26 protein-coding genes are annotated in these 24334 nt (G+C 60.9%); 12 read left to right on the top strand and 14 right to left on the bottom strand.

Annotation, left to right across the window (positions count from 1 at the left end):
- Window positions 1-66: 66 nt before the first annotated feature.
- Entirely contained in the window at window positions 67-585 is a 519-nt protein-coding gene (gene fabA / locus NKI50_RS12935) for a 3-hydroxyacyl-[acyl-carrier-protein] dehydratase FabA (protein ID WP_352483234.1), read from the bottom strand.
- Window positions 586-825: 240 nt separating this feature from the next.
- On the opposite strand from fabA, the gene irrA reads away from it, so the two are divergent.
- Window positions 826-1257 carry an iron response transcriptional regulator IrrA gene (gene irrA / locus NKI50_RS12930; protein WP_023676913.1) on the top strand — a complete coding sequence of 144 codons (432 nt, stop codon included), beginning with the start codon at window positions 826-828 and terminating at the stop codon, window positions 1255-1257.
- A 10-nt stretch (window positions 1258-1267) separates the two neighbouring features.
- A complete protein-coding gene (locus tag NKI50_RS12925; protein WP_023719552.1) occupies window positions 1268-1627 on the top strand; it encodes a DUF4260 domain-containing protein in 360 nt (119 codons plus the stop codon).
- An 82-nt stretch (window positions 1628-1709) separates the two neighbouring features.
- On the opposite strand, the gene NKI50_RS12920 is transcribed toward NKI50_RS12925, so the two are convergent.
- On the bottom strand, window positions 1710-2267 hold the full coding sequence (locus NKI50_RS12920) for an SH3 domain-containing protein (protein WP_352716708.1): 558 nt from the start codon (window positions 2265-2267) through the stop codon (window positions 1710-1712).
- A gap of 157 nt (window positions 2268-2424) precedes the next feature.
- Here NKI50_RS12920 and NKI50_RS12915 point away from each other — a divergent pair, with 157 nt between their 5' ends.
- Entirely contained in the window at window positions 2425-3426 is a 1002-nt protein-coding gene (locus NKI50_RS12915; RefSeq protein WP_023719550.1) for a 2-hydroxyacid dehydrogenase, read from the top strand.
- A 64-nt stretch (window positions 3427-3490) separates the two neighbouring features.
- On the opposite strand, the gene NKI50_RS12910 is transcribed toward NKI50_RS12915, so the two are convergent.
- From NKI50_RS12910 to NKI50_RS12870, 9 genes are all read right to left on the bottom strand, one after another.
- Window positions 3491-3979 (bottom strand): GNAT family N-acetyltransferase, encoded by a 489-nt coding sequence (locus tag NKI50_RS12910; protein ID WP_023719549.1) that lies wholly within the window; start codon window positions 3977-3979, stop codon window positions 3491-3493.
- Window positions 3976-4737: a molybdopterin-synthase adenylyltransferase MoeB gene (locus NKI50_RS12905; RefSeq protein ID WP_031194176.1), complete on the bottom strand. Its 762-nt coding sequence runs from the start codon at window positions 4735-4737 to the stop codon at window positions 3976-3978. The genes NKI50_RS12910 and NKI50_RS12905 overlap by 4 nt, the downstream gene beginning before the upstream one ends.
- A gap of 76 nt (window positions 4738-4813) precedes the next feature.
- Complete coding sequence (gene recF / locus NKI50_RS12900) at window positions 4814-5962, bottom strand: DNA replication/repair protein RecF (RefSeq protein ID WP_352493777.1); 1149 nt, start codon at window positions 5960-5962, stop codon at window positions 4814-4816.
- Between the two features lie 25 nt (window positions 5963-5987).
- Complete coding sequence (dnaN, locus tag NKI50_RS12895; RefSeq protein ID WP_023719546.1) at window positions 5988-7106, bottom strand: DNA polymerase III subunit beta; 1119 nt, start codon at window positions 7104-7106, stop codon at window positions 5988-5990.
- A gap of 199 nt (window positions 7107-7305) precedes the next feature.
- Window positions 7306-8853: a chromosomal replication initiator protein DnaA gene (gene dnaA, locus NKI50_RS12890; RefSeq protein WP_031194174.1), complete on the bottom strand. Its 1548-nt coding sequence runs from the start codon at window positions 8851-8853 to the stop codon at window positions 7306-7308.
- Between the two features lie 837 nt (window positions 8854-9690).
- Window positions 9691-9957 (bottom strand): 30S ribosomal protein S20, encoded by a 267-nt coding sequence (gene rpsT, locus NKI50_RS12885; RefSeq protein WP_023676922.1) that lies wholly within the window; start codon window positions 9955-9957, stop codon window positions 9691-9693.
- A gap of 160 nt (window positions 9958-10117) precedes the next feature.
- Window positions 10118-10891, bottom strand: a complete 774-nt coding sequence (locus tag NKI50_RS12880; protein ID WP_023719544.1) for an enoyl-CoA hydratase — start codon at window positions 10889-10891, stop codon at window positions 10118-10120.
- A 23-nt stretch (window positions 10892-10914) separates the two neighbouring features.
- On the bottom strand, window positions 10915-11805 hold the full coding sequence (mutM, locus tag NKI50_RS12875) for a bifunctional DNA-formamidopyrimidine glycosylase/DNA-(apurinic or apyrimidinic site) lyase (RefSeq protein ID WP_023719543.1): 891 nt from the start codon (window positions 11803-11805) through the stop codon (window positions 10915-10917).
- A complete protein-coding gene (locus tag NKI50_RS12870) occupies window positions 11798-13039 on the bottom strand; it encodes a phosphopentomutase (RefSeq protein WP_352483230.1) in 1242 nt (413 codons plus the stop codon). Before NKI50_RS12870 ends, mutM begins: the two co-directional genes overlap by 8 nt.
- A 159-nt stretch (window positions 13040-13198) precedes the next feature.
- Here NKI50_RS12870 and NKI50_RS12865 point away from each other — a divergent pair, with 159 nt between their 5' ends.
- Window positions 13199-14125 (top strand): phosphate/phosphite/phosphonate ABC transporter substrate-binding protein, encoded by a 927-nt coding sequence (locus NKI50_RS12865; protein WP_352716705.1) that lies wholly within the window; start codon window positions 13199-13201, stop codon window positions 14123-14125.
- Between the two features lie 28 nt (window positions 14126-14153).
- Here NKI50_RS12865 and NKI50_RS12860 read toward each other — a convergent pair whose 3' ends face one another.
- The 3 genes from NKI50_RS12860 to NKI50_RS12850 form a co-directional block, all read right to left on the bottom strand.
- Window positions 14154-14774 carry a TadE/TadG family type IV pilus assembly protein gene (locus NKI50_RS12860; protein ID WP_023719540.1) on the bottom strand — a complete coding sequence of 207 codons (621 nt, stop codon included), beginning with the start codon at window positions 14772-14774 and terminating at the stop codon, window positions 14154-14156.
- Window positions 14775-14804: 30 nt separating this feature from the next.
- A complete protein-coding gene (locus tag NKI50_RS12855; protein ID WP_031194173.1) occupies window positions 14805-15365 on the bottom strand; it encodes a TadE/TadG family type IV pilus assembly protein in 561 nt (186 codons plus the stop codon).
- Window positions 15366-15515: 150 nt separating this feature from the next.
- Entirely contained in the window at window positions 15516-15938 is a 423-nt protein-coding gene (locus NKI50_RS12850; RefSeq protein WP_023719538.1) for a pilus assembly protein N-terminal domain-containing protein, read from the bottom strand.
- Between the two features lie 345 nt (window positions 15939-16283).
- Between NKI50_RS12850 and NKI50_RS12845 the strand changes: the two genes are divergently transcribed.
- The 8 genes from NKI50_RS12845 to NKI50_RS12810 all read left to right on the top strand — a co-directional run bounded on the left by NKI50_RS12845 (window position 16284) and on the right by NKI50_RS12810 (window position 24323).
- On the top strand, window positions 16284-16457 hold the full coding sequence (locus NKI50_RS12845; RefSeq protein ID WP_023719537.1) for a Flp family type IVb pilin: 174 nt from the start codon (window positions 16284-16286) through the stop codon (window positions 16455-16457).
- Window positions 16458-16606: 149 nt separating this feature from the next.
- Window positions 16607-17125, top strand: coding sequence for an A24 family peptidase (locus NKI50_RS12840; protein ID WP_023719536.1), 519 nt, complete (start codon window positions 16607-16609; stop codon window positions 17123-17125).
- Window positions 17126-17316: 191 nt separating this feature from the next.
- On the top strand, window positions 17317-18132 hold the full coding sequence (cpaB, locus tag NKI50_RS12835) for a Flp pilus assembly protein CpaB (protein ID WP_023719535.1): 816 nt from the start codon (window positions 17317-17319) through the stop codon (window positions 18130-18132).
- Entirely contained in the window at window positions 18129-19655 is a 1527-nt protein-coding gene (locus NKI50_RS12830; protein ID WP_023719534.1) for a type II and III secretion system protein family protein, read from the top strand. The genes cpaB and NKI50_RS12830 overlap by 4 nt, the downstream gene beginning before the upstream one ends.
- Before the next feature lie 14 nt (window positions 19656-19669).
- Window positions 19670-20404 carry a CpaD family pilus assembly protein gene (locus NKI50_RS12825; RefSeq protein WP_352716703.1) on the top strand — a complete coding sequence of 245 codons (735 nt, stop codon included), beginning with the start codon at window positions 19670-19672 and terminating at the stop codon, window positions 20402-20404.
- Window positions 20405-20458: 54 nt separating this feature from the next.
- On the top strand, window positions 20459-21742 hold the full coding sequence (locus tag NKI50_RS12820; RefSeq protein WP_023719532.1) for a CpaE/TadZ family protein: 1284 nt from the start codon (window positions 20459-20461) through the stop codon (window positions 21740-21742).
- A gap of 29 nt (window positions 21743-21771) precedes the next feature.
- Complete coding sequence (locus NKI50_RS12815) at window positions 21772-23280, top strand: TadA family conjugal transfer-associated ATPase (protein WP_023719531.1); 1509 nt, start codon at window positions 21772-21774, stop codon at window positions 23278-23280.
- 29 nt (window positions 23281-23309) lie between these two features.
- Window positions 23310-24323 carry a type II secretion system F family protein gene (locus tag NKI50_RS12810; protein WP_023719530.1) on the top strand — a complete coding sequence of 338 codons (1014 nt, stop codon included), beginning with the start codon at window positions 23310-23312 and terminating at the stop codon, window positions 24321-24323.
- Window positions 24324-24334 lie beyond the last annotated feature (11 nt).

Below are 24334 nucleotides of genomic sequence, written 5' to 3'. Positions count from 1 at the left end.
CCATGCGCAAATTAAAGTGCTACAGCGTCCTTTAGATGTCCAAGACGTGGCACTGTTGGTCTTCGCTCAGCCGGCGGCCGATTGCTTGGACAGACCGACCTTCAGATCCGTTGCCGCATATATGGGCTCGCCATCTGCCTTCAGCCAGCCATCGGCGATGCCAAGCACAAGCCGACCGCGCATCACTCGCTTGAAGTCGACGCCATACTCCACCTTCTTGACCGAAGGCGTGACCATGCCTTTGAATCTCACCTCACCTGTCGACAGCGCCATTCCCTTGCCTGGTTCGCCGAGCCATCCAAGGTAGAAACCCGTCAACTGCCACATGGCGTCCAGGCCCAGGCATCCCGGCATGATCGGATTGCCGATGAAATGGCAGGCGAAAAACCACAAATCCGGCTTGATATCGAATTCTGCGCGGATGAAACCCTTGTCGAACGCACCGCCGGTTTCGCTGATCTCGGTGATGCGGTCGAACATCAGCATCGGCGGATAGGGCAGTTGCGCATTTCCCGGTCCGAACAGCTCGCCGCGGGCGCAGGCAAGCAATTCCTCGTAACCGTAGCTGGATTTCGAACCCGCCATCAATCTCGTCCCCGTGATCGTCCCGGGCGATAGGCGCCCATGCTGGTGGTTTCCTAACACAATCTGTTTCAGGCCGGAAACCGGCGTTTGCGCTTAACCTGCCCGTCTGCCCGGGTCAATGCGCGCTATTGATCGCATTCGGCCGACAGAATATATGTCAGGAAACGTCCAATTTCGGCAGATGCTCTATTTCTGCCATTTTGGACGTGTCTGAGACGGAACTGTGGGCGCGACGGATAGATGGATCTGGGTTGCCGGAAGGATAATGTCGCTGTGGACAAGCGGGTTCGCGAAGCCGGTCTGAGGCCGACACGCCAGCGTATCGCGCTGGCCGATCTGCTTTTCGCCAAGGGCGACCGCCACCTTTCGGCCGAGGAACTGCACGAGGAAGCGCTTGCCGCCGGCGTGCCGGTGTCTCTGGCCACCGTCTACAATGCTCTGCACCAGTTCACCCAGGCTGGCCTTTTGCGCATCCTTGCCGTCGAGGGATCGAAGACCTATTTCGACACCAACACCTCCGATCACCATCATTTCTATATCGAGGGCGAAAACAGGATCTTCGATATCGACAGCGGCCCGGTGACGGTTTCCAACCTGCCGGAACCGCCGGAAGGCATGGAGATCGCCAATGTCGATATCGTGGTGAGACTGCGTCCGAAACGCTGCGACTGACCGGCGCCTTATGAATTTCCTGGATTTGACGCTCCGGCTCGAATGGGTCGCCGTCGCGGTGGCGGCTCTTGTCTTCTATGCAATGGCCGGTGCTTCCTGGTGGCTATTTGCAGTGCTCGTTCTGGCGCCCGACCTGTCGATCCTGGGTTACATGGCCGGGCCGCGCGTCGGGGCCGTCGCCTACAACACCTTGCACATACTGGTCTTGCCCGTTCTGCTGGCGCTTTTCGGCAGCGTCTTTGACAATGCATTGGCGACATCCGTTGCGCTGATCTGGATCGCCCACATCGCCATCGACCGCGCCCTGGGCTATGGCTTGAAGCTGTCGAGCAGTTTCCAGGATACCCATCTCGGCCGCATCGGCGGCTAGATCATCCCCGAATTGAAGAACAGCGAAACAAAATGCCGGATCCGGTGCTTGCAGCGCTGGCCTGACCTCCGGTTCGGAAGCGTCAGTTCTTGACCTTTTCGCCGGGATAGGCGCCCCAGACGAGCGACTGGGCGAGCCAGCCGGCATGGCCGTCGAAGGTCATTTCGCACCATTGGCCATCGCAGGACTTGATCGTGCCCATCACCCCCGGTTCGAGGATCGCGATGACGCTTGCATCTTTTGCCGGGTCGTCGAGGAGGTTGATGCGGGCGTCCTTGCCGCGCTGCCAGGGGGCGACGATCGCCGTGCGGCGGCCCGAAAGCAGCGACTGATTGATCCAGCCTTCCGAGCCGTCGGCATCGCGCACGCGGCGCCATGTATCGAACTCCTGGATGATCTCCATCGGCAGGCCTGGTTTCATGTACATCCAATCGACGGAATAGTTGACGCCCGGCCCGACGCGCGAGTTGACGCGGCCGGATTTCAGGCTGACGAAGCGCGGCAGCGGCAAGCCGCTTGGTCCGAGCGTGACGCTCTGGGCGGGGGCCGCGGCACTTTGCGCCATCACCAGTGGGCTATGGATGAGAGCGCCGAGGAATGCTGCACTGAGGGTCAGGCGGAGCGACGCGAAACCAGACACTTTCGTTCCTTTCGGCGCCGGCCCATCGGCCTTCGCGCCCCTTTTTCTTTGTCTTCGGCGGAACCACTTGTTACATGGATGACCGGTACCGCGATCGGCTCTCAGTTTCGCCGTTCTTGGTTAAAGAGGTCTCAACGAGATCGGGTTCGAGGAAACAATGGCAGGCAAAAAGAAGCCCCTCGTCGTCATCACGCGCAAGTTGCCCGACCCGGTCGAGACCCGCATGCGCGAGTTGTTCGACGCCCGGTTGAATGTCGAGGACAGGCCGATGACGCAGCCGGAACTGGTGGCGGCGGTCAAGGAGGCTGACGTGCTGGTGCCGACCGTGACCGATAATATCGACGCGGCGCTGATTGCCCAAGCCGGCGACAAGCTCAAGCTGATCGCCAATTTCGGCAATGGCGTCGACAAGATCGACGTTGCGGCAGCGGCCAAGAAAGGCATCACCGTCACCAATACGCCGAACGTGCTGACCGAAGATACGGCCGACATGACCATGGCGCTGATGCTGGCCGTGCCGCGACGGCTGGCCGAAGGCGCCAACGTGCTGACCGGGGACAAGAAATGGGCGGGCTGGTCGCCGACCTGGATGCTCGGCCGTCGCATCTGGGGCAAACGGCTCGGCATTGTCGGCATGGGTCGCATCGGCACCGCCGTCGCCAGGCGCGCCAAGGCCTTTGGCCTCTCGATCCACTACCACAACCGCCACCGCGTGCTGCCGGCAATCGAGGACGAATTGGAAGCCACATATTGGGAAAGCCTCGACCAGATGCTTGCCCGTATGGACATTATCTCGGTCAATTGCCCATCGACACCGGCAACCTTCCACCTGCTTTCGGCACGGCGGCTGGCGCTTCTGCAACCGTCCGCTTACATAGTCAACACCGCGCGCGGCGATATCATCGATGAGGAATCGCTGGTCAAGCTCATCCATGACGGCAAGATCGCCGGCGCCGGCCTCGACGTCTACGAGCACGAGCCGGCGCTGAACAGCAAGCTTCTGAAGCTCGCCCACAAAGGCAAGGTCGTGCTGTTGCCGCATATGGGCTCGGCGACGCTCGAAGGCCGCATCGACATGGGTGAGAAGGTGATCATCAACATCCGCGCCTTCTTCGATGGCCATCGTCCGCCCGACCGCGTGCTGCCGCTGCGGGCGTGACCTGCCATCATGCCGGCATGGCCTTGCCGCGGCAACCACGCGTTCGTCTTTGGATAGTGTTGGCTTACGAAAGCGCCTTGCGCATGGTGATTGAGGTCGGCCGGTCGTAGCCCTTGTGCGCTGTCCGTTCGGTTTCGCGAAAGCCGAGGCGGGCGAAGGCAGCGTGGTTTCCGGTCAGTTCGACCCGGGTCTGGAGCTCGATGGCGGCCCGGTTGTGGCTACGGGCAAGATCTTCGACAGCCTGCATCAGCCGCTTTCCGATGCCTTGTCCCTGAAGAGCCGGCACAACCGCGAGCTTTCCGACATAGAGGTCGTCTGCCCGCTCCAGGATGAAGACGCAACCGACGATCTCGCTTTCCTTCAGCGCCAGGAATCCTGTCTCCTCCAGCGCTTTAGCCCTAAGATTTTCGACAGTGAGCCGATGCGCCGAGGACGGCGGATCAATAACGTCTTCCATGAAGGCGAAGGCGCGCATGACCAGTGCCAAGACCTCGTCCCAACGATCGAAGTCGGCCGCAAACTGCACAATGGAAACGTCGGCAGGCAGGCTCACCGGCTAGTTCGCTTGTAGCGGATCGTGTCGAAGCGTGCCGCCAGTGCATCGTAGAGCAGCAGTCGCCCGACCAGCGGCTCGCCAATCCCGGTGATCAGCTTGATTGCCTCCATGGCTTGCAGCGTGCCGATGACCCCGCTCAGCGCGCCGACAATGCCGGCCACCGCGCAGGACGGCACCAGTCCCGGCGGCGGCGCTTCGGGAAAAAGATCGCGGTAGCTTGGGTTCAACGTGCCGTCCGGACCGGTTTCGAACGGCTTCAGCACCGTGACCGAGCCGTCGAAGCGGCCAACGGCGGCATGGACGAGCGGCCGGCTTTCGGCGGCGCAGGCGTCGGCCACGGCGTAGCGCGTCTCGAAATTGTCGGAGCCGTCAACGACGATGTCATAATCGGCGATGAGGGCAGGGGCGTTGTCCGCGGTCAGCCTGAAATTGTGCTCTTCCACGACGACGTTTGGATTGATGCGGATGATCGCCGCCTTGGCGCTGTCGGTTTTCGCCATGCCGACATCGCCCGTGGCGTGGATCACTTGTCGTTGCAGGTTGGAAAGCGAAACGATGTCGTCGTCGACGATACCGAGTGTGCCAATCCCTGCGGCGGCGAGATATTCGAGCACCGGCGCTCCCAACCCGCCGGCGCCGATGACCAGCACCCGCGCTCGCTTTAGCCGCTGCTGGCCGGCGCCGCCGATTTCGGGCAGCACGATGTGGCGGGCGTAGCGTTCGAGCTCTTCGTCGGTGAGGGCGGCTGTGATCATCGCCGGACCATATAACGGAGGAAAAAACTTGTCAGGCGTCAATGCATGCGGCTCAGAAATGCGTCATGGACGAAGTTCAGATGGTCGGCCTGACCTTGCCGTGATCGACGGTCAGGAACTGCGCGCGTCCCTTGAGGCTGTCAAACAACGCGGCATCGGTCCCGGTCATGAAAGCCTGGCAGTTCAGCTCCTCCAGGATCGAGAACAAGGCCGCGCGCCGGCCGCCGTCGAGATGGGCGGCGATCTCGTCGAGCAGCAGGATCGGCGTCATGCCCGACATCTCGCCGGTTAGCCGTGCATGCGACAAGACAATGCCGACCAGCAGCGCCTTCTGCTCGCCGGTCGAGCAGAGTTCGGCCGGCATTGCCTTGGGCCGGTGGCGCACCACGAGATCGGAACGGTGCGGGCCGTCGAGCGTGCGTCCGGCGGTGCGGTCACGGTCGCGCCCTTGGGCAAGCGCACGACGGAACCGTTCCTCGACGTCGACGGCCGGCGAAATGCCGACTTCGCCTTCCAGTTCCCCCGAGATGCCGATGTCGGCTTGCGGAAACGGTCCGTCGCCGGGCAGACGGTCGATCATGGCGGCGAGCAGGCGCACCAGTTCGGCACGCGCCGCGGCAATTGCCACGCCGGTCTCCGCCATTTGCATCTCGATGGCATCGAACCAGGCACCGTCGCGCGAACCGTCGGCGAGCAGCCTGTTGCGGCCGCGCATTGCCTTTTCGTAGTCAAGCGCGCGCTGGCCGTGGCCGGGGTCGATCGCCAGCACCAGTCGGTCGAGGAAGCGCCGACGGTCGGCGGCTGGCCCGGGGAACAGGCCGTCCATGGCCGGTGTCAGCCAGACCACGCGCAGCCATTCCAGCATGTCTTCGGCTGAGCGCGCCGCCGCGCCGTTGATCCGCACCCGCCTGCCGCCTTCGCTGTCGCTGCCTGCAATCCCGGTACCGATCTCGACCTGGCCGTCCGGCCCGTCAAGCCGGGCATGCAGCGCAAAGCCACCGTCGCCGCCTTCGCGCGCCACCTCGGCATAGGGTGCGCGGCGCAGGCCGCGGCCTGGCGTGAGCAGCGAGATCGCTTCAAGCAGATTGGTCTTGCCGGCGCCATTGTCGCCGGAGAAAACCACAGCGCCGGGATCAAGGTCGATTGCCAACGCCGCATAATTGCGGAAATTCGTAAGTGTAAGCTTACTTATGTAAGTCTGCCGCGGGTTTGCAAATCTGGTCACGACAGCAGATGGCCTCGTTCGGGCCCTACACCCGCATCGGCATCAACACGTAGAGCGCGGTCTCGTCGGCCATGTCGTGGATCAGTGTCGGGGATCCGGCATCCGCCAGCATGAACTTCGCCTCCGTGCCGGTCAGTTGCGCGGCAACGTCGAGCAGGTATTTGGCGTTGAAGCCGATTTCGATCGGATCGGACGAATAGTCGGCTGCCAGTTCTTCGGTGGCGCTGCCTGAATCCGGATTGTTGACTGCAAGCGTGACCTGGCCTTCGGCGATCGAAAGCTTTACAGCCCGGCCGCGTTCGGACGAAATGGTCGAAACGCGATCGACGGCAGCGGCGAAACTCTGACGATCGATGATCAGCTTCTTGTCGTTGCCGGTCGGAATGACGCGCTGGTAGTCCGGGAAAGTGCCGTCGATCAGCTTGGAGGTCAAGATGACGCTGCCGATGGTGAAACGGATCTTGGTGTCCGACAGCTCGGTGGTCACCGCAATGTCGGGGTCGTCGACCAGCTTCTGCAACTCGCTGACCGTCTTTCGCGGGATGATGACGCCAGGCATGCCCTCGGAGCCCGCTGGTGCGTCGATCTCGGCGCGCGCCAGCCGATGGCCGTCGGTCGCGACCGAGCGCAGCTTCAGCTTGCCGCCAGCCTCGTGCGTGTGCAGATAGATGCCGTTCAGATAATAGCGCGTCTCCTCGGTCGAGATGGCGAACTGGGTCTTCTCGATGAGGCCCTTTAGCCCGAGGGAATCGAGCCGGAAAATATGCGAGAACGACCCGGCTGAAAGCTCGGGAAAGTCGGACTGCGGCAGGCACTGCAGGCGGAAGCTCGAGCGCCCCGACGTCACCGTCATGGCGTTGCCGTCTTCGTCGGTCTTCAGCGCCACCTCCGCGCCGTCGGCAAGCTTGCGCACGATGTCGTAGAGCAGATGCGCCGGAACCGTCGTCGCCCCGCCACGCTCGACCTTTGCCGGCGTTGCTTCGGTCACCTCCAGGTCGAGGTCGGTCGCCTTCATTTCAAGGCTGGCCCCCTCGGCGCTGAGCAGCACGTTCGACAGGATCGGAATGGTGTTGCGCCGCTCGACCACGCGGTGAACATGGTTGAGCGACTTCAGGAGATTTGACCGTTCCAGGATAACACGCATGACGAAACAGGCTCGCTTGAATGAATGAACGGGTCTCCGGCAAGCGGCGCCCCGCGAAAGGTCTGAACAGGCTCAGAATCTGCGTAAACTGACAGGAAAAACCCGGCAAACGCAAGCCCGCGCCACCGGTTCGGGCCGGCTGCACGGGCTTTCTGGGGATAAAAAGGCCGAAGTCCGCGAGCCGGCGTTTTTCGCGCCGTCAGGCCTGGTCGTTGATCAGCCTTCTCAGCAATTCGAGTTCCTGCGCCAGTGTGTTGTCGACGCCTGAAAGATCCTCGATCTTGCGCACGGCATGCAGCACCGTCGTATGGTCACGGCCGCCGAAACGCCGCCCGATCTCCGGCAGCGAGCGCGGCGTCATCACCTTCGACAGGTACATGGCGACCTGCCGTGGCTTGACGATGGTGCGTGTGCGCCGGTTGGACAGAAGTTCAGTCTTCGACACGTTGTAATGGCGTGCGACGATGCGCTGAATGTCCTCGATACGCACCCGCTTCGGCTCGCCGGAACGATAGATGTGGCCAAGGATCTCGTCGATGCGGTCGATGGTGATCTGCGGTTCGAAGGATTGGCGAAACAAAAGCTGGTTGAAGGCACCTTCGAGCTCGCGCCCGCTGCCGGTCACCGTGCGGGCAACGTGATTGAGGATCTCTTCGGAAATATCGAGCGACACATCGTCGAGCTTGGCGGTGGCAAGCCTGAGCTTGAGCATACCGATGCGCATGGCGAAATCCGGGGCCGACATTTCCAGCGCGACGCCGCCGTTGAGGCGCGAGCGGACGCGCGGCTCCAGCGACTCCAATTCCGACGGCGGCCGGTCGGCAGCGACCACCACTTGCTTGGCGCTGTCGAGCAGCATGTTGATCAAATGGCAGAATTCATGCTGGATCGACTTGCCCTGCAGGAACTGCATGTCGTCGATGATGAGAAGGTCGATGTCGCGAAGCTGTTCTTTCAGCGTCAGTGCGTTGTTGTCGCGAATCGCGGTGGCGAACCGCCACATGAAATATTCAGCCGTCAGATAGACGACCCGCGATTTCGGGTTCTGCTTCAGCGATTCTGCGGCGATCGCCTGCAACAGATGCGTCTTGCCCAGCCCAACCGTCGCGTGAAGAAAGAGCGGATTGAAGCGCACCGCGCTCGACTGTGATTCCGCGACCGCCTTGGCAGCGGCAAAAGCCACTCGGTTCGATGGTCCCTCGATGAAGGAGGTGAAAGTGTAGCGTGGATCGAGCGGCGAACCGAGCACATTGTGCCGGAACTCTGTCTCTGCCGGCATTCCTGGGCGGGGTGCCGGGACCCGCTCGACCCTGCTGGGGCTCGCCGTGCCCGCAGAGAGAGCGGTCTGCGTCTGCCTGGTCATCTTGCGTGCCGGGGCCACTTCCGGCTCGACGCTGTTGCGGCCCTGGCGTGTGGCGGTGCGAACGACGATCTCGATCTTGAGGATCTCCGGATCCTCGTGCTTCCACAACTCGGCGATGAGATCGAGATAGTGGCCGTTGATCCATGAACGCAGGAATGCGGTTGGCACCGAGATGCGGACAATGCCCTTGGAGGATTCAGCGACCTTCATGCGCCCGAACCAGCTCGAATAGACCTCGGTTCCCAGACGCGCCTTCAGCTGGGCCTTGACCCGATCGAACTTCTGTTCAGCTTCATTGGAAGCCGCCATGTCGTTCCTTCCGATTAACGTTCCAGGAAATGGGAGGTCGCCCGTAAGCTCCCTTTCGATGCCGCCGCTCTGCATGATCGAGTTCCTTGTCTCTTGTACCTGTTTTCCGCCGGGATGCGCCTCCTGCATCCATGTTTCCGGCGACCGTGTCTTCGCTGCGACACCATCGCCACCGCCGGCTGATGAATCGCCTCGTTATCGGTCCGGCGCCGAAGTGCCGATCCGCCTTGGTCATGTCAGGGCAATAAAATGCCGTCCGGCGAAAAACGCCGGCGCACCGTCGACCTGCCATGTACAATTACGCCAGTCCCCTACCGTATCAAAAAGACAAACCAACCTTGTCCGCGGAGTTGAATCCGCGTTGTAAACTCTGCCAATTTGAGCTGGCCGGTTTCAGGCTGGTCAAGGGCCAAGGGCCCGTCCCTTCGATGGACAGACATTACCGAAATCGCTGTGGATAGGGCAAGGCCACCCCTAACGGATTTTTAAGGAATCTGACTAGCAAGGGACGGTTCGGACGCCATGCCGCAACAGTTGATTTTGACAAAGCCATTGTGATTCAAACCCTTTTCCGGCGAATATGAAAAAGGCCACACAACGCGAAATTTTCTGAAATAATTCACTTGACAGCCAATTGTCGCCTATCGACCGCAGCCGATGTGAACAAGCTGTGGATCACCATCTGTAAACTGCTGAAAAGAAACGGTAATCTGTGACGCTCGGAAATTTTCGCATTGGCGGTTTCGAAGGCTGCGAATATCAGCGGGCATGTATATGCCGGCAAAGCATTTCGAACTTTGAAATGCACGCGGAGCGCCGTTTTGCGGGCTTTCTTTTAAGTACTTGCCGGCAAACGAAAAAACCCGGCGCGATCGGCCGGGTTTGAAGAAGCGCAGTTCAGGAAAAGGTATATTAGGCCGACAGCACCTTGACCCGTTGGGCCAGCCGCGACACCTTGCGCGATGCAGTGTTCTTGTGCACCACGCCCTTGGTCGCGGCCCGCATCAATTCCGGCTCGGCCACCTTGAAGGCAGCCTGTGCGGCCGCCTTGTCGCCAGCCGCGAGCGCCTCTTCGACCTGGCGGATGTAGGTCCGGACGCGGGAGCGACGGTTCTTGTTGATCGCTGCGCGACGGGCGATCTTGCGCGTTGCCTTTTTGGCCGAGGAGGTATTGGCCATGGTGCCTCTCTTCTGATCTGGTGGGCGCTTGCGGGATACCGCGGGGCGCAAAAAACAAACGGGCAGCCACAGGGCCGCCTCGGTTGGTGCGGCTTATAGTTCAGCTTTTCCGGCGCGTCAACGCTGCGGCGCTTTCTTTTTGGCCGGTGCCTTCGTCATCTCATCGGTTCGTGAAATTCGGCTTCCGCTTGCCGGTGAAGGCCGCCATGCCTTCCTTCTGGTCGTCCAGCGCAAACAGCGAATGAAACAGCCGGCGCTCGAACCGCAGGCCCTCGGTGAGCGTCGTCTCATAGGCGCGGTTGACGGCCTCCTTCGCCATCATCACCGATGGCAAGGAAAAACCGGCGATCTTGGCCGCTGCCTTAAGCGCTTCCTCGATCAACTCGCCGGCTGGCACGACGCGCGAGACCAGGCCGGAACGCTCGGCCTCGGCTGCGTCCATCATTCGCCCCGTCAGGCACATATCCATCGCCTTCGACTTGCCGACGAAGCGGGTCAGGCGCTGCGATCCGCCCATGCCGGGCATGACACCCAGCGTGATCTCGGGTTGGCCAAACTTGGCGGTATCGGCGGCGATGATGAAATCGCACATCATCGCCAGTTCGCAGCCGCCGCCCAGAGCGTAGCCCGCCACCGCCGCGATGATCGGCTTTCGTGCCCGCGTAAATTCTTCCCAGCCGACGAAGAAATCCTGCAGATAGGCATCCACATAGGAGATCGACTGCATTTCCTTGATATCGGCACCTGCGGCGAAAGCCTTTTCCGAACCAGTGATGACCATAGCGCCGATGTCGGCATTTGCGCCCATGCTGTTCACCGACGCAACCAGTTCCGCCAGCACTTGTGAATTCAGCGCATTGAGCGCTTGCGGCCGGTTCAGCGTAATCAGCCCGACCTTGCCGCGGGTCTCGACGATGATGGTTTCATAGCCCATGCTTGCTCCTCCTCGCTTGTGTTTCAAGCCTGACAGGTCCGGCAGTGGAACGTTGAGCGACCGCTTTGCACGATACGCTCGATGTGTCCGCCACAACCAGGCTTGGAGCAGGCCTCGCCCTCGCGATCATAAACCGCGAAGGAATGCTGGAAGTAGCCCAGCGATCCATCGGTCTGCATATAATCGCGCAACGACGAGCCGCCGGCGGCGATCGCGTCGGCGACGACCGAGCGGATTGCTTCGGCCAGGCGTTCGCTCTGTTCTCTGGCTTTCTTGCCGGCTCTCGCGAGCGTGCCCGCTTTGCGCAGCGGTGACAGGCCGGCCCGCCAAAGCGCTTCCGAGACGTAGATATTGCCTAGCCCGGCGATCAGCCGTTGGTCGAGAAGTGCCGCCTTCAGCGGTGACTTGCGACCTTTCAGCAGCGAAGCGAGCAGAGCGCCGTCCAGTGCATTGCCTGTAGGCTCGACACCTAATCCCGCCAGCATCGGATGCATGTCTGGCTCGTCTTCCGAAAACAGCATGAACCCGAAGCGGCGCGGGTCGTTGAAGATCACGCGAGAGCGGACGCCGGCAGGTGATGTGATGTCGAAGACGACGTGATCGTGAGCGGTGTTTTTCGAACGTTCATAGTGGAACGCGCCGGGTGTTGCACTCTCGTCGGCCGTTTCGACGCGAAACGAACCCGACATGCCGAGATGGCAGATCAGCACCGGGCCGTTGTCCAGGTGCATCGTCAGATATTTGGCGCGGCGGCCGAGCGCTGCAATCGTCTTGCCGGTCAGCCGCTCCGAAAATCTCTCGGGGAATGGAAACCGCAAATCGGGCCGGCGTGCCTCGACACCGACGATGCGGGCACCTTCAAGGACCGGCTGCAGACCGCGCCTGACTGTCTCGACCTCCGGCAGCTCAGGCATGGCCGCTTATCGTGGCATGGAAGGAGGTGCCGTATGGGCCGGGCGCCAGCCCGAGATGTTCGGCCACGGTTTCGCCGATGTCGGCAAATGTCGTCCTCAGTCCAATGTCCGCGCCTTTGAAACCCGGCCGTGTGCCGATAACCGGAATACGCTCGCGTGTGTGGTCGGTGCCGCGCCACGTCGGATCGTTGCCGTGATCGGCGGTCAAAATGAGCAGATCGCCTGGCCTCAGCCGCGCGAATGCCTCCGGCAGGCGCCGGTCGAAAGCTTCGAGTGCGGCGGCATACCCCGCGACGTCGCGCCGATGTCCGAACTCGGTATCAAAGTCGACAAAGTTCGCGAAGACGAAGTCGCCGTCGCGGGCATCTTCCATGGCGCCAAGCGCTTTGTCGAACATCGCCATGTTGCCGGCAGCCTTGCGGACTTCCGAGATCCCCCGATGGGCGAAGATGTCGCCGATCTTGCCGATTGCGATAACCCGGCTGCCGCGCGCCGTCAGCCGGTCGAGCAGCGTCGGTTCCGGCGGCGGTACGGCATAGTCGCGACGATTATGCGTTCGCGCGAACGTGGCGGCGGTTTCACCGATAAACGGTCGTGCGATGACGCGCCCGATATTCAGCGGATCGACCAGCCCGCGCACTATCTTGCAGAAGTCGTAAAGCCGTTCCAGGCCGAAATGAACCTCATGCGCGGCGATCTGCAGGACGGAGTCGACCGAGGTGTAGCAAATCGGCTTGCCGGTGCGGATATGGTCTTCGCCGAACCGTTCGATGATCTCGGTGCCGGGGGCATGACAATTGCCGAGAATGCCGGGCACCTTCCCTTCACGCACCATTGCTTCGGTCAACTCGGCTGGAAAGGCGGGAATCGTGTCGGGGAAGTAACCCCAGTCGAAACGGACCGGCAGGCCGGCTATTTCCCAATGGCCCGATGGCGTGTCCTTGCCGCTCGAAACCTCCTGTGCCGCGCCGTGAAAGGCGGCGGCAAACTCGACGCTGCCGCCATTCTCGAACCTGAAACCCGTCGCCGTTGCCGCGGCATGGCCGAGGCCGAGCGATAGCATGTTTGGTACAAGAAGCGGTCCGCCACGCAGGCCTCCGCGATCGGCGCGGCCTTCCGCGCAGGCCTGCGCGATGTGTGCGAACGTGTTGGAGCCAGTGTCGCCATAGCGTTCGGCGTCGGCCGCGCCGCCGATGCCGAAGGAGTCAAGGACAAAAAGGGAGGCGCGTGCCATCAAAGGTTCATCATTGCCTGGGTGTTGACTCAGACATAGGGTTCCGCGCTGCCGTTGGCAATTCGGAAACCCGAACGGCACGGCTTGGCGTGCTGGTCCGGGAGAAACGAATCGCGGCATGGTCGATCTGCCGATCGAAATGCGCGGCATGGAGCTCGCATGAGGCCTGCCCTGAAAGCATTCGCTGCCGTACTGGCCTTGCTGCTGGATGCATCTTGCGTGAACCTGGCGCGTGCCGATTGGCGCGATGATATCGGAACGTTCCGTATCGGTATCGTCGCCGAGCCTGGCGCCGGCAACACCGTTCCAGGTCTGGCGCTGCTGACCGACGCCTATACCAAAGCGCTCGGCATGAAGGTGGAGTTTGTCGTTGCCCGCGACTATACGTCGTTGATCGAGGCGCAGGCCAATGCGCGGATCGAATATGCAATCTATTCGGCAACCGCCTACGCCGCCGCCTCCGAACGGTGCGGATGTGTCGAACCGCTCGCGGCGCCGCTCGATTCCGGCGGCGCCATCGGCATCCGCTCCGTACTGCTGACGCGCGACGGGAGGGTTCCCGATCTGATGGCCATGGCAGTCCATCGGGTCGTCATGGCGCCTTTCGACAGCGTCGGTGGTGCTTTGTTGCCGCTTGCCGGGCTGGCTGCAGACGGGGTCAACGTGGCGGAAGATGCGCCGTTTTTGACCCACGCCAATTCGGCTGCCGCAGCTGAAGCAATGCTGGTCGAGGGCGCGGCCGATGCCATATTCGGCTGGATCCCGGCTGTGGCAGAGGGACGGCCAAATCCTCCTGGCGGCACGGTGGCGAGGCTCGAGGCCGCAGGGCTCTCGAAATCGTCGCTTCAGGTCGTATGGACCTCAGGCCTGCTGAGGTATGGTCCGCACGCCGTCCGCAGCGATCTGGACCCCGAAGCCAAGCGCCGGCTCACCGTCTTTCTCACCAATCTCAGATCAGCCGCGCCGGACATTTACGATCTTCTGGAGCCGAGACACTCCGGCGGGTTCGCCGTTGCCGGTCCGAGGGATTATGTGCTGGCTGCGGCCATCGTGCACCTGGTCTCGGCCCGCGGCCGCACGCAATAGCTACAGCCCGGTTAGCGGGCTTCAGGCGTCAGCAATCGCTGCACGGAATGGTCGGGCTCCTTCGCGGCCGTAGATAATAAGTTTCCGCCATCGATATCGAATTGAAGGCCGAGCTCAACCCGAACCGGCTTTGGCCATCCGCCGACCAGGTGATGATTGGCTTGTAGGCGAGATCGCTTTCGACCCGAATGAGGAAAGTGCCTTTGATCTTGAGCGCGCTCGGGACCGTTGTGGCGGAATCCTTGATGGCGTCGACGCTAGAGACACCATCGACTACTTTGCGCGACCACACGACCAAGACTTTCGGCGTCGTCTCGTCCGTGACCTGTATCGCCGTAATGATGATCTTCGGTTTCGAACGATTATAGGGCTGAAGCGTGGAACTGCCGATCGCGATGATGGCATCGAGATCGGCCGCCTTGATGGTCTGCTGCTGCGTGACAAGGTCCGCTACCATGCTGCCGATGCGGCTGACCTTCTTGCTGGTCTCGATGGCTTGCGAGGCTTCCATGGTCATAAAGTACATGATCAACAGGACAGGCACGATGAGGGCAAACTCGACAGCCGCAATACCGCGGCGGTCCGAGCAAAGCCGGACTGCTCTTGTACAAATCTCTGCGATGCCCAGCTGTGCCCCCGCACGAATCATGGCTTTGCCCTTTTCAAGCGACTAGGTGGTTCAGTTGTCGAACGGCTCGTTCTGCCAAGTGATCGAAGCGAAATGCAGCGTTTTGCCGTCCTTCAGATTGGCCATCGACTTGGCCATGAAGTCGGTCATCACCGGCCATTTGTAAAAAACCCGCAGCATGTTTCTCGACTCTGCCAGGCCTGGTGCGACGGTGAAGGTCTGTGTGCTCGTGCCCTTGGTCAACACGACGTCGCCATCCTGGATCTTGAAACCGGCCAGCGCCGCATCGGCGAAGGTCGGATATTCGCGCAAATCCACCAGCAATCCGGGACAGGTCTTGGCGACCATGATCTCCAACTTGGTGCAGATCATATCCCGCAGCTTGGTCCCGGACACATCGGCCGGTCTTAATTGGCCGGTACGCAGTTGGCGCGCGATGTCGTCTGTGGCGTTTGCCATCACTTCTTGTGCGGCAAATGAAATACAGCTCTCCAGGATGGCGAAGACAAGAAGCGCGAATGGAATTGCAAGCATGGCGAATTCGATCGCCGTGCTTCCGCGTCGGTCGCCCAAAAACCTTCCGGGAAAACCTGCTCGTCCTGCCTTGCTCATGTCCTCTACCCGCCGATTCCAGTTCTGCATCGGATCCCACCATTAGTCGGAACCGATTGAAGTCCGGTTGGAATGACCGTTAAATTCGGCGGAAAGGCCTTAACCAGGCAATAACCGAAGCGTTCCCGCAAAGGTGGAGAAGTCGGCTAGCTAATGCCCGGCGCTCATCTCGGCCTCAGAGGCCTTCTCGGCATCGCTCTTGTACGAGCTTTCGCAATATGGCGCGCAGGACATGGTCTGTACTTCGGCACGCCGATAGATGCGCACCGACGACGCTGCCTGGCGCACGACCGTTATTTGCTCATCGACGATCGGGTTGCCCTCCTGATCGAGGACGACAAGATTGGTGACGCCAAATCCCTTGCCGGTCAGTACGATCGTCGATGCGTCCTGCACGGAGGCGTCAGCGATCGCCGGATTGCCGACGACAATCGTATCGGCGGCGCGCGACAATTTGACGATCTTTGCCTGGTTCATCGTGACCTCGATGCCGGCGCCTGCCTTGGCTGGAACGGCGAAAGCCGCTGCGGCAAGAACCACGGCAATTGGAAATGACGATCTCGGCCCGGCCATTGAGGCGCTCCCCGGCAACAAACTGTTCAACAGAACATGAACGAGATTGGTGAACCAACCGTTAAGCGGCTGGAGTTCAGGATTAAGCCGGAACCGGCATTGGGCTAGCAGGCACGGCTCAAACCTCTTTGCCGAATTGCGCCTTTTGCGCCCTTTGTTAGCCTGTGGACCCAGTGGCCGGTATTTTAGTCCTGGGTTAACTACGCAATGTCATCGAAGCGGGAAAGGAATCGGTAAGCCTGTTTATTAAGCCGATCGAAACAGCTTCCGCTTACATTCGCAGCATCCGATCAGCCATCAAGAGAAGTTGACGGAAGTGCTGTAACAATTGGAGTAGGAGCTCGAATGTCTAACCTCATCGCACGTTTTGTGAAGGACGAATCCGGCGCGACCGCTATCGAATACGGTCTGATCGCCGCCCTCATCGCGCTCGCCATCATGGTTGGCGCCGGCTCGCTCGGCAACGCGCTGAACGCCAAGTTCGACAAGATCGCCAGCAAGGTCAACGGCGTCAATTAAGCTACGCGGCCAGTCACTTTTCAAGAACAGGGGCCGCTCCGTTGCGGCCCTTGTTGCATTATAGTAACAAAACACTTTGAAGTCTCATCAGTCGTTAATAGAATGTGCCTAGGTTAGGCCAGGTACAATTTGACCACAGGCGCGCGTCCATGCTTGAAGCCGTGATCTTCGTCGTCTTTCCGTTCTGCATGCTTTTTGCCGCGATCTCCGACATGCTGTCGATGACGATCGCCAATCGCGTGCCTGTGCTGCTTGTGGTTGTCTTCGCCTTGGTAGCGCCTTTGACCGGCATGGATTGGGCCACCTATGGCTGGCATTTCGCCGCCGCCGGCCTGGTTCTCGCGGTGACGTTCGGCCTGTTCGCGCTTGGCGGCATGGGCGGCGGCGACGCGAAGCTTCTGGCCGCCACTGCCATGTGGATGGGACTGAATGTCCATCTCATCGAATATCTCGTCGCCTCGACATTCATAGGCGGCTTGCTGACGCTTGCCATTCTCGCCTATCGAAAATCGCTGCTTGCCGCCGTCACAAGCCACAATCCGTTCCTGCGCCATTTCGCCGATGACGCGACCGGTGTTCCGTACGGCATTGCGCTTGGCATTGGCGGTCTGCTTACCTATCCGGACTCGCCGTTAATGGCCTGGGCTCTCGCCAGGCTGGCGGGCTGATTTGCGTTACTCCGTTTGCGCCGGGCCTGGCGAGTTGGCGACGTCTTTCCTTCGGGCCGCGCTTGGTCGCTCTAATTTATGTAAACGTTAAATTAATCACGATCGTAAGTATAACATTAACCTTGTTTTGACGATTGCCGCTGCAAAGTCCGGCTTGGCCAGGTGGTTTGCCAAGGGCGAGGTTCGGACAGATGCCAGCATCCCGATTGATTATTCTAGGCGTGGCGATAGCCGCGGCCGGAGGTGCAGGCTATGTCGCGAAGAACATGGTCGCGCCTCCGCCGCCTCCGGTTGTCGATTCCGGCCCCCAAGCGCCGGCGATCGCGCTGCAGGACGTGCTTGTCCTTTCCGGCGATGTTCCGATGGGCAGTCCGCTAGAGAACAACATTTCCTGGGAGTCATGGCCGTCCGCCGGCATCAACGCAAATTTCATCACCCGCGCCGCCGAGCCTGAAGCGCTGGATAAGCTGAAGGGCGGCGTCGCGCGCGTGGCGCTGTATGCCGGCGAGCCGTTGCGGCGCTCGAAGTTGATCGGTGAGGGGCAAAGCTTCATGTCGTCGATCCTGCCCTCCGGCATGCGGGCTGTCGCCACAAGCATCTCGGCCGACACTTCGGCCGGTGGCTTTATTCTTCCCAACGATTTCGTCGACGTCATCATGACCCGCAGAGCCGATACCGCCAATGGCGGTAGTCCGGGCTTCACGACCGAGACTATCCTCAAGAACATTCGCGTCCTGGCGATCGACCAGACCATTCAGGAGGATGAGGAAGGCAAGAAGACCAGGGTCGGCCAGACCGCCACCCTGGAACTGACGCCGCAGCAGTCCGAGATCATCACCGTCGCTCAGCAGATGGCGGATCGCCTGACATTGGCACTGCGCTCAATCAAGGACAGCCAGGACAAGAATGTGGGGGAGGCCGACTACCTGGTTTCCGGCAATGGTCGGCGCGGAACGGTGCGGTTGATCAAGTCGGGCGAAGTTTCCGAAGTGGGGGCGAGGAAATGAAGCTAAAAACCAAACTGCCGGTCACCTTGGCTGCGGCGATCGGCCTGTTTCTCCTTGGAACGAATGCGTATGGCACTCTCGATGCCCATGCGGCGAACAATGCCAGGGTCACAGCCTCGACGGCCACCCAGCGAGTGAAGCTCGGGCTCAACAAATCGGTGGTCATCGACCTGCCGAGCGATGCCTACGATATTCTCGTTGCCAACCCCGCGGTAGCCGATGCGGTGACCCGCACCGCCAGGCGCATCTATCTATTCGGAAAGGCGGTCGGCGAGACCAACATCTTCGTCTTTGGCCCGAATGGCGAACAGATCGTCAGCCTTGATCTGGCGGTCGAACGCGATGTTGCCGGGCTGGAGGACTATATCAAGCGCTTCATCCCGTCATCGGAGATCAAGGTCGAGCTGCTGAACGACAATGTCGTTCTGACCGGAACCGTTGACACTCCGCTGGACGCCAAGCGTGCGCAAGACCTGGCGGAGATCTTCGTCTCAGGCGGCGAAGCGACCACGGGTCAATATTCGCAGACCGCTGCCGGCGGCTCCGCCGATGCCGGCGTCGACATCAACAATCCGGACACCGAGCGCCGCGTCAGCAAGATCGTCAACCTGCTGCAGATTATCGGCGACGACCAGGTGACGCTCAAGGTGACGGTTGCCGAAGTCAGCCGCTCGGTGATGAAGCAGCTCGGCGTCAACATGATCGGCAGCGGCAGCAGCAACGGCATCAGCTGGAGCGCGTTAAGCGACAATTTCACCGGTTTAGGCAAGTCGCTGTCGAACTCGGGCCTCTCTATCAGCAGCTCGACGCTGCAGGCCTATATCAACGCCATGGAACAGTCCGGCGTCATGAAGACTCTCGCCGAGCCAACATTGACGGCCGTATCCGGCGAGAAGGCGACCTTCAAGGTCGGCGGTGAATATAACATGGTGACCGGCGTTTCCGAAGCCGTCTCCAACGATAACCAGACAGGTCTGAAAACCTATTCAGTCGAGAAGATCGAATATGGTATTGGCCTGGAATTTCAGCCGGTGGTGCTGTCTCCCGGCCGCATCAGCCTGAAAGTCAGGACGTCGGTCTCCGAGCCGACAACGGAAGGGTCAGTATCTTATTCCGAAGGCGTAAAAAGCCTTGGCATGAACGCCCTGTCGCTTCGCAAACGCTTGGCCGACACGACGGTGGAACTGCCTTCGGGCGGCTCGATGATGATTGCCGGGCTCGTCCGCGACGATGTCAGGCAAGCCGTCAACGGCTTGCCTGGCCTGACAAAGATTCCAGTGCTCGGCGCGCTCTTCCGCAGCAGGGATTTCGTTCGCAACGAGACCGAGCTCGTCATCATCATCACGCCCTATCTGGTGAAGCCGGTGGCGCGCAACGACCTTGCCAAGCCTGACGACAATTTCAACGCCGCCAGCGACGGAGCCGCCATGTTCCTTGGACGCGTCAACCGCGTCTACGGCACCATGCAGACCGACAAGCCCAACGGCCGTTATCACGGCGTTGTCGGCTTCATCTACAAGTAAGCGGGGAAGCGGACATGTCTCAGTCAGCATTGAAGACAAAGGCGATCACCGCGATGCGGTCGGTCCATTTGCGAATCTGGCGGCCTGCCGTTCCCATCATGGCGGTCGTGATGGCGGCATCACTGGCCGGCTGCGCCAATCGCGACAGCGTCACGGTCGGTGCCATACCGGACGACTATCGCACCACCCATCCGATCGTCATCGCCGAGAAGATCCAGAAGATCGACCTTCCGGTCGGCGCCGGCGACCGTGGCATGACCAGATTCCAGCGCGACACGCTCCTGGGCTTTCTGGACGGATACGACAGGAGCGCGGCTCCGGTGCTGACGATTGAGGTCCCGAGCGGCTCGGCTAACGAAATCGCAGCGGCCGCGGCCGGCCGCGATTTCGCCAGGCTTGCCATAGCCAGCGGCATCAGCCGGAAGCGGATCGCCGTGCGGTCCTATCAATCCGTTTCGGCCGAAGCGTCCGCCCCGGTCCGTGTCGCCTACGTCTCGGTGAAGGCTCAGACGGACAAATGCGGGCGCTGGCCGGAAGACCTTCTGGAGACTTCGGAAAACAAGCATTATGCCGATTTCGGCTGTTCGTACCAAAACAACCTTGCCGCCCAGATGGCCAATCCGGCCGATCTGATCGGGCCGCGCAAACAGACTCCCATCGACGCGGCAAATCGGAGCGCGGTGATCGACGTCTATCGCGACAGAGGAATTTCGGACGAACTCCTCGGCAATTCGGAAGTCGAATATTAACGAGTGTTGAGGCTCAACAGACCTAAGCCGCGCAAGTCACTGAAAGAGATGACAATGAGCAATCTTGCCTATGACACAGAGGTAGCAGGCGGCGAAACCTCGGAGCAGGATATTGCCGCGATGCAGGCGTTGCGGCCGATCCCGCGCATTTCGATCCAGGCGTTCTGCGAGACCGAAGGCGTAGCCAATCCGGTCGAGCGCGCTGGCGAGGATCGCCGTATGGCCAAGGCCCATCTGAAGGTGCATATGGGGGGCATCCCCACCGCTATCGAATTCTACCAGTCTGCGCCGACACCGAACCTGATCCTGCTTGAATCGCGCAGCGAGCCGAAGCTGTTGCTGGAACAACTCGCCCAGCTCTCCGAGCACTGCGATCCGACCTCCAAGGTGGTGGTTGTCGGCCATTACAACGATGTCGGCCTGTATCGCGAACTCATCCGATCGGGCATTTCCGAATATGTCATCGCCCCGGTATCGATGGCCGACATCGTCAGCGTGGTGTCCTCGATCTTCGTTGATCCGGAAGCTGAGCCGATCGGCCGCTCGATTGCCTTCATCGGCGCCAAGGGCGGCGTCGGCTCCTCGACAATAGCCCATAATGTGGCTTGGGCCATGTCGTCCCTTTTCAAGTCCGAAGTGGTTGTCGCCGATCTCGACCTCGCCTTCGGAACGGCCAACATCAATTTCGACCAGGACCCGGCGCAGGGCATTGCCGAGGCGGTCTTCTCGCCGGAACGCGTCGACGAGGTCTATCTCGACCGGCTGCTCGCCCAATGCGCCGAGCACCTGTCGCTGCTTGCGGCACCTTCGACCCTGGAGCGGGTCTACGATTTCGAGCCCGACGCCTTCACCCAGCTTATCGACATAGCCCAGCGTAGCGCGCCGCTCCTCGTGCTCGATGTTCCCCACGTCTGGGCCGGCTGGACCAAGAACACGCTGGTCAAGGCCGACGAGATCGTCATCACGGCGACGCCCGAACTGGCCAATCTGCGAAACACAAAGAACCTGGTCGACATGCTGAAGCGGCTTCGTCCAAACGATCCTGCGCCAAAGCTTGTGATCAACCAGGCCGGTGTGCCGAAACGTCCCGAGATTACGCCGTCCGATTTCTCCGAATCGCTCGGCCTTTCGCCGATGTCGGTCATCCCGTTCGAGCCGCTTTTGTTCGGAAATGCCGCCAACAACGGACGTATGCTCGGTGAGATGGATGCCAAGAGCCCCGTCGTCGCCACGATCAACGAGATTGCCCATGTGCTGACGGGGCGCAGCGAAATCAAGGTGAAGAAAAAGGCTGGCCTCGGCAACCTGCTCGGCAAGCTTTCGCGCAACAAGAAGTGATGCCGCAGCGGTGGAATTGGTAAGCAATCATGTTTGGTAAAAGAGGCAGCGACGACGGCAACCGGACCATCCCGGAATTCCGTCAGCCAGCACCCGCACCTGCCGCGCCGGCGGCCGCGAACCCTGTGGAAGCGGCGGTAGCTGCCAGGCCCGGGGCGCTGCCGCCATCCGGCGCGCCTGCAGGGCCGGCGGTTCGCCGTGCGGTCGAGCCGCCGCCATTGGCGCCGGAGCCGAAAAGGATTCAGCGTGAGCGCAGCGAGAGCTATTACGACACCAAAAGCCAGGTCTTCTCCGCACTCATCGACACGATCGATCTGTCGCAGCTCGCCAAGCTCGATCCCGAAAGCGCGCGCGAGGAAATCCGCGACATCGTCAACGACATCATCGCGATCAAGAACTTCGCGATGTCCATCGCCGAGCAGGAAGAGCTTCTCGAGGATATCTGCAACGACGTCTTGGGCTACGGGCCGCTGGAGCCACTGCTTGCCCGCGACGATATTGCCGACATCATGGTCAATGGCTCCAAGAACGTCTACATCGAGGTCAACGGCAAGGTCGAGCAGACCGGCATCCGTTTCCGCGACAACCAGCAGCTCCTCAACATCTGCCAGCGTATCGTCAGCCAGGTTGGCCGCCGCGTCGATGAATCAAGCCCAATCTGCGATGCGCGTCTTCCTGATGGCTCCCGTGTCAACGTCATCGCACCGCCCTTGGCCATCGACGGCACCGCCCTTACCATCCGCAAGTTCAAGAAGGACAAGCTGACGCTCGACCAGCTGGTCAAGTTCGGCTCGATTTCGCCGCAAGGCGCCGAGATTCTCAAGATCATCGGCCGCGTCCGTTGCAACATTGTCATTTCGGGCGGTACCGGCTCCGGCAAGACGACGCTGCTCAATTGCCTGACCAACTATATCGACCGCGAGGAACGCGTCATTACGTGCGAGGACTCGGCTGAGCTGCAATTGCAGCAGCCACATGTGGTGCGTCTCGAAACACGTCCGCCCAACCTTGAAGGTGAGGGCGAAGTGACCATGCGCGACCTGGTCAAGAACTGTCTGCGCATGCGGCCCGAGCGCATCATCGTCGGCGAGGTGCGTGGACCCGAAGTGTTCGACCTATTGCAGGCGATGAACACCGGCCATGACGGCTCGATGGGAACGATCCACTCGAATAGCCCGCGCGAATGCCTCAACCGTATAGAGTCAATGATCGCCATGGGCGGCTACACGCTGCCGCAAAAAACCGTACGCGAAATTGTCGTCGGCTCCGTCGACGTGATCATACAGGCTGCACGCCTGCGCGACGGATCGCGGCGCATCACCCACATCACCGAGGTGATCGGCATGGAAGGCGACGTCATCATCACCCAGGACATCGTTCTCTATAACATCAAGGGCGAGGATGCGAACGGCAGGTTGCTGGGCGAGCACGTGTCGACCGGCATCGGCCGTCCGCATTTCTGGGAGCGCGCCCGCTACTATGGCGAGGAGCAGCGCCTAGCCGTTGCACTCGAGGCGATGGAGAAACGCGCTGACTGATCCGTCTGGAAGCGTGGGGGCCAGGGTCGATGTTCGGGATTGACAGCACCGTATTGGCATTCGTCGTGCTCGCCGGCTTCAGCGCCGGCGCAGTGGCCTATGCTTTCCTGTTCAATCGGATCAGCACCGAGAAGCAGGTCGGCAAGCGGCTTGAATCGATCAAGACCGCCGAGACGGATCGTTCCGTCGTCAAGGCTTCGCGCGATCGCGTGGCGGAAGCGGCCAAGCGTCGCAAATCCGTCCAGGATTCGCTGAAGGATCTCGACCAAAAGCAAAAGTCCAACCAGAGCCTGGTCAAGAAACCACCGCTGAAGATCCAAATCCGCCAGGCCGGCATGAAGGTCTCGATTGAGCGCTTCTATGTCTATTCGGCGGTCTGCGGCGTCGTCTTGACGGCTTTGGTCTATTTCATCGGCGCACCGCTGCTGGTCTTGCCGGCTGCGCTGCTGGTCGGTGTCTTGGGTCTGCCGCGCTGGTTCGTCTCGTTTCGCCGCGCACGCCGCGTCAAGGCGTTTCTCAACGAATTTCCGAACGCGCTCGACATCATCGTGCGTGCAGTAAAATCCGGCCTGCCGCTGAACGACGCCGTGCGCCTGATCGCCAATGAATCCCCCGAGCCGGTCAAGACCGAGTTCCGCCGCATCGTCGATTCGCAGCAAATGGGTTTGTCGATCCCCGACGCGGCCATGCGCATGCCCGAAACGATGCCGTGCACCGAGGCGAGCTTCTTCGGCATCGTCATCCAGATCCAGTCTCAGGCCGGCGGCAATCTTTCCGAAGCGCTGGGCAATCTTTCGCGCGTGCTTCGCGACCGCAAGAAAATGAAGGCCAAGGTCCAGGCGTTGTCTATGGAAGCCAAGGCATCCGCCGTGATCATCGGCGCGCTGCCTTTCGTCGTTGCCTTTCTCGTCTATCTGACGAGCCCGAACTACATCATGCCCCTCTTTACCACCAGCACCGGCCATCTGATCCTCGGTTGTTCCGGCGTCTGGATGTCGATGGGTATCCTGGTAATGCGCAAGATGATGAACTTCGAAGTCTAGGATTCGCGCGT

The organism is Mesorhizobium sp. M0563 (genome assembly GCF_040321065.1).
Classification (GTDB): domain Bacteria; phylum Pseudomonadota; class Alphaproteobacteria; order Rhizobiales; family Rhizobiaceae; genus Mesorhizobium.
This window is presented reverse-complemented; position numbering and strand designations above follow the sequence as displayed.

What these genes read in the sequence shown, in the direction of transcription:
- NKI50_RS12915 (WP_023719550.1), top strand. Translation starts at nt 2,425, where the DNA reads ATGGCAGGCAAAAAGAAGCCCCTCGTCGTCATCACGCGCAAGTTGCCC.
- NKI50_RS12860 (WP_023719540.1), bottom strand. Translation starts at nt 14,774, where the DNA reads ATGATTCGTGCGGGGGCACAGCTGGGCATCGCAGAGATTTGTACAAGA.
- NKI50_RS12865 (WP_352716705.1), top strand. Translation starts at nt 13,199, where the DNA reads ATGAGGCCTGCCCTGAAAGCATTCGCTGCCGTACTGGCCTTGCTGCTG.
- NKI50_RS12850 (WP_023719538.1), bottom strand. Translation starts at nt 15,938, where the DNA reads ATGGCCGGGCCGAGATCGTCATTTCCAATTGCCGTGGTTCTTGCCGCA.
- NKI50_RS12845 (WP_023719537.1), top strand. Translation starts at nt 16,284, where the DNA reads ATGTCTAACCTCATCGCACGTTTTGTGAAGGACGAATCCGGCGCGACC.
- NKI50_RS12925 (WP_023719552.1), top strand. Translation starts at nt 1,268, where the DNA reads ATGAATTTCCTGGATTTGACGCTCCGGCTCGAATGGGTCGCCGTCGCG.
- cpaB (WP_023719535.1), top strand. Translation starts at nt 17,317, where the DNA reads ATGCCAGCATCCCGATTGATTATTCTAGGCGTGGCGATAGCCGCGGCC.
- NKI50_RS12870 (WP_352483230.1), bottom strand. Translation starts at nt 13,039, where the DNA reads ATGGCACGCGCCTCCCTTTTTGTCCTTGACTCCTTCGGCATCGGCGGC.
- NKI50_RS12830 (WP_023719534.1), top strand. Translation starts at nt 18,129, where the DNA reads ATGAAGCTAAAAACCAAACTGCCGGTCACCTTGGCTGCGGCGATCGGC.
- NKI50_RS12825 (WP_352716703.1), top strand. Translation starts at nt 19,670, where the DNA reads ATGTCTCAGTCAGCATTGAAGACAAAGGCGATCACCGCGATGCGGTCG.
- NKI50_RS12815 (WP_023719531.1), top strand. Translation starts at nt 21,772, where the DNA reads ATGTTTGGTAAAAGAGGCAGCGACGACGGCAACCGGACCATCCCGGAA.
- irrA (WP_023676913.1), top strand. Translation starts at nt 826, where the DNA reads ATGGATCTGGGTTGCCGGAAGGATAATGTCGCTGTGGACAAGCGGGTT.
- dnaA (WP_031194174.1), bottom strand. Translation starts at nt 8,853, where the DNA reads ATGCAGAGCGGCGGCATCGAAAGGGAGCTTACGGGCGACCTCCCATTT.
- NKI50_RS12810 (WP_023719530.1), top strand. Translation starts at nt 23,310, where the DNA reads ATGTTCGGGATTGACAGCACCGTATTGGCATTCGTCGTGCTCGCCGGC.
- NKI50_RS12820 (WP_023719532.1), top strand. Translation starts at nt 20,459, where the DNA reads ATGAGCAATCTTGCCTATGACACAGAGGTAGCAGGCGGCGAAACCTCG.
- rpsT (WP_023676922.1), bottom strand. Translation starts at nt 9,957, where the DNA reads ATGGCCAATACCTCCTCGGCCAAAAAGGCAACGCGCAAGATCGCCCGT.
- NKI50_RS12840 (WP_023719536.1), top strand. Translation starts at nt 16,607, where the DNA reads ATGCTTGAAGCCGTGATCTTCGTCGTCTTTCCGTTCTGCATGCTTTTT.
- fabA (WP_352483234.1), bottom strand. Translation starts at nt 585, where the DNA reads ATGGCGGGTTCGAAATCCAGCTACGGTTACGAGGAATTGCTTGCCTGC.
- NKI50_RS12880 (WP_023719544.1), bottom strand. Translation starts at nt 10,891, where the DNA reads ATGGGCTATGAAACCATCATCGTCGAGACCCGCGGCAAGGTCGGGCTG.
- mutM (WP_023719543.1), bottom strand. Translation starts at nt 11,805, where the DNA reads ATGCCTGAGCTGCCGGAGGTCGAGACAGTCAGGCGCGGTCTGCAGCCG.
- NKI50_RS12905 (WP_031194176.1), bottom strand. Translation starts at nt 4,737, where the DNA reads ATGATCACAGCCGCCCTCACCGACGAAGAGCTCGAACGCTACGCCCGC.
- NKI50_RS12855 (WP_031194173.1), bottom strand. Translation starts at nt 15,365, where the DNA reads ATGAGCAAGGCAGGACGAGCAGGTTTTCCCGGAAGGTTTTTGGGCGAC.
- dnaN (WP_023719546.1), bottom strand. Translation starts at nt 7,106, where the DNA reads ATGCGTGTTATCCTGGAACGGTCAAATCTCCTGAAGTCGCTCAACCAT.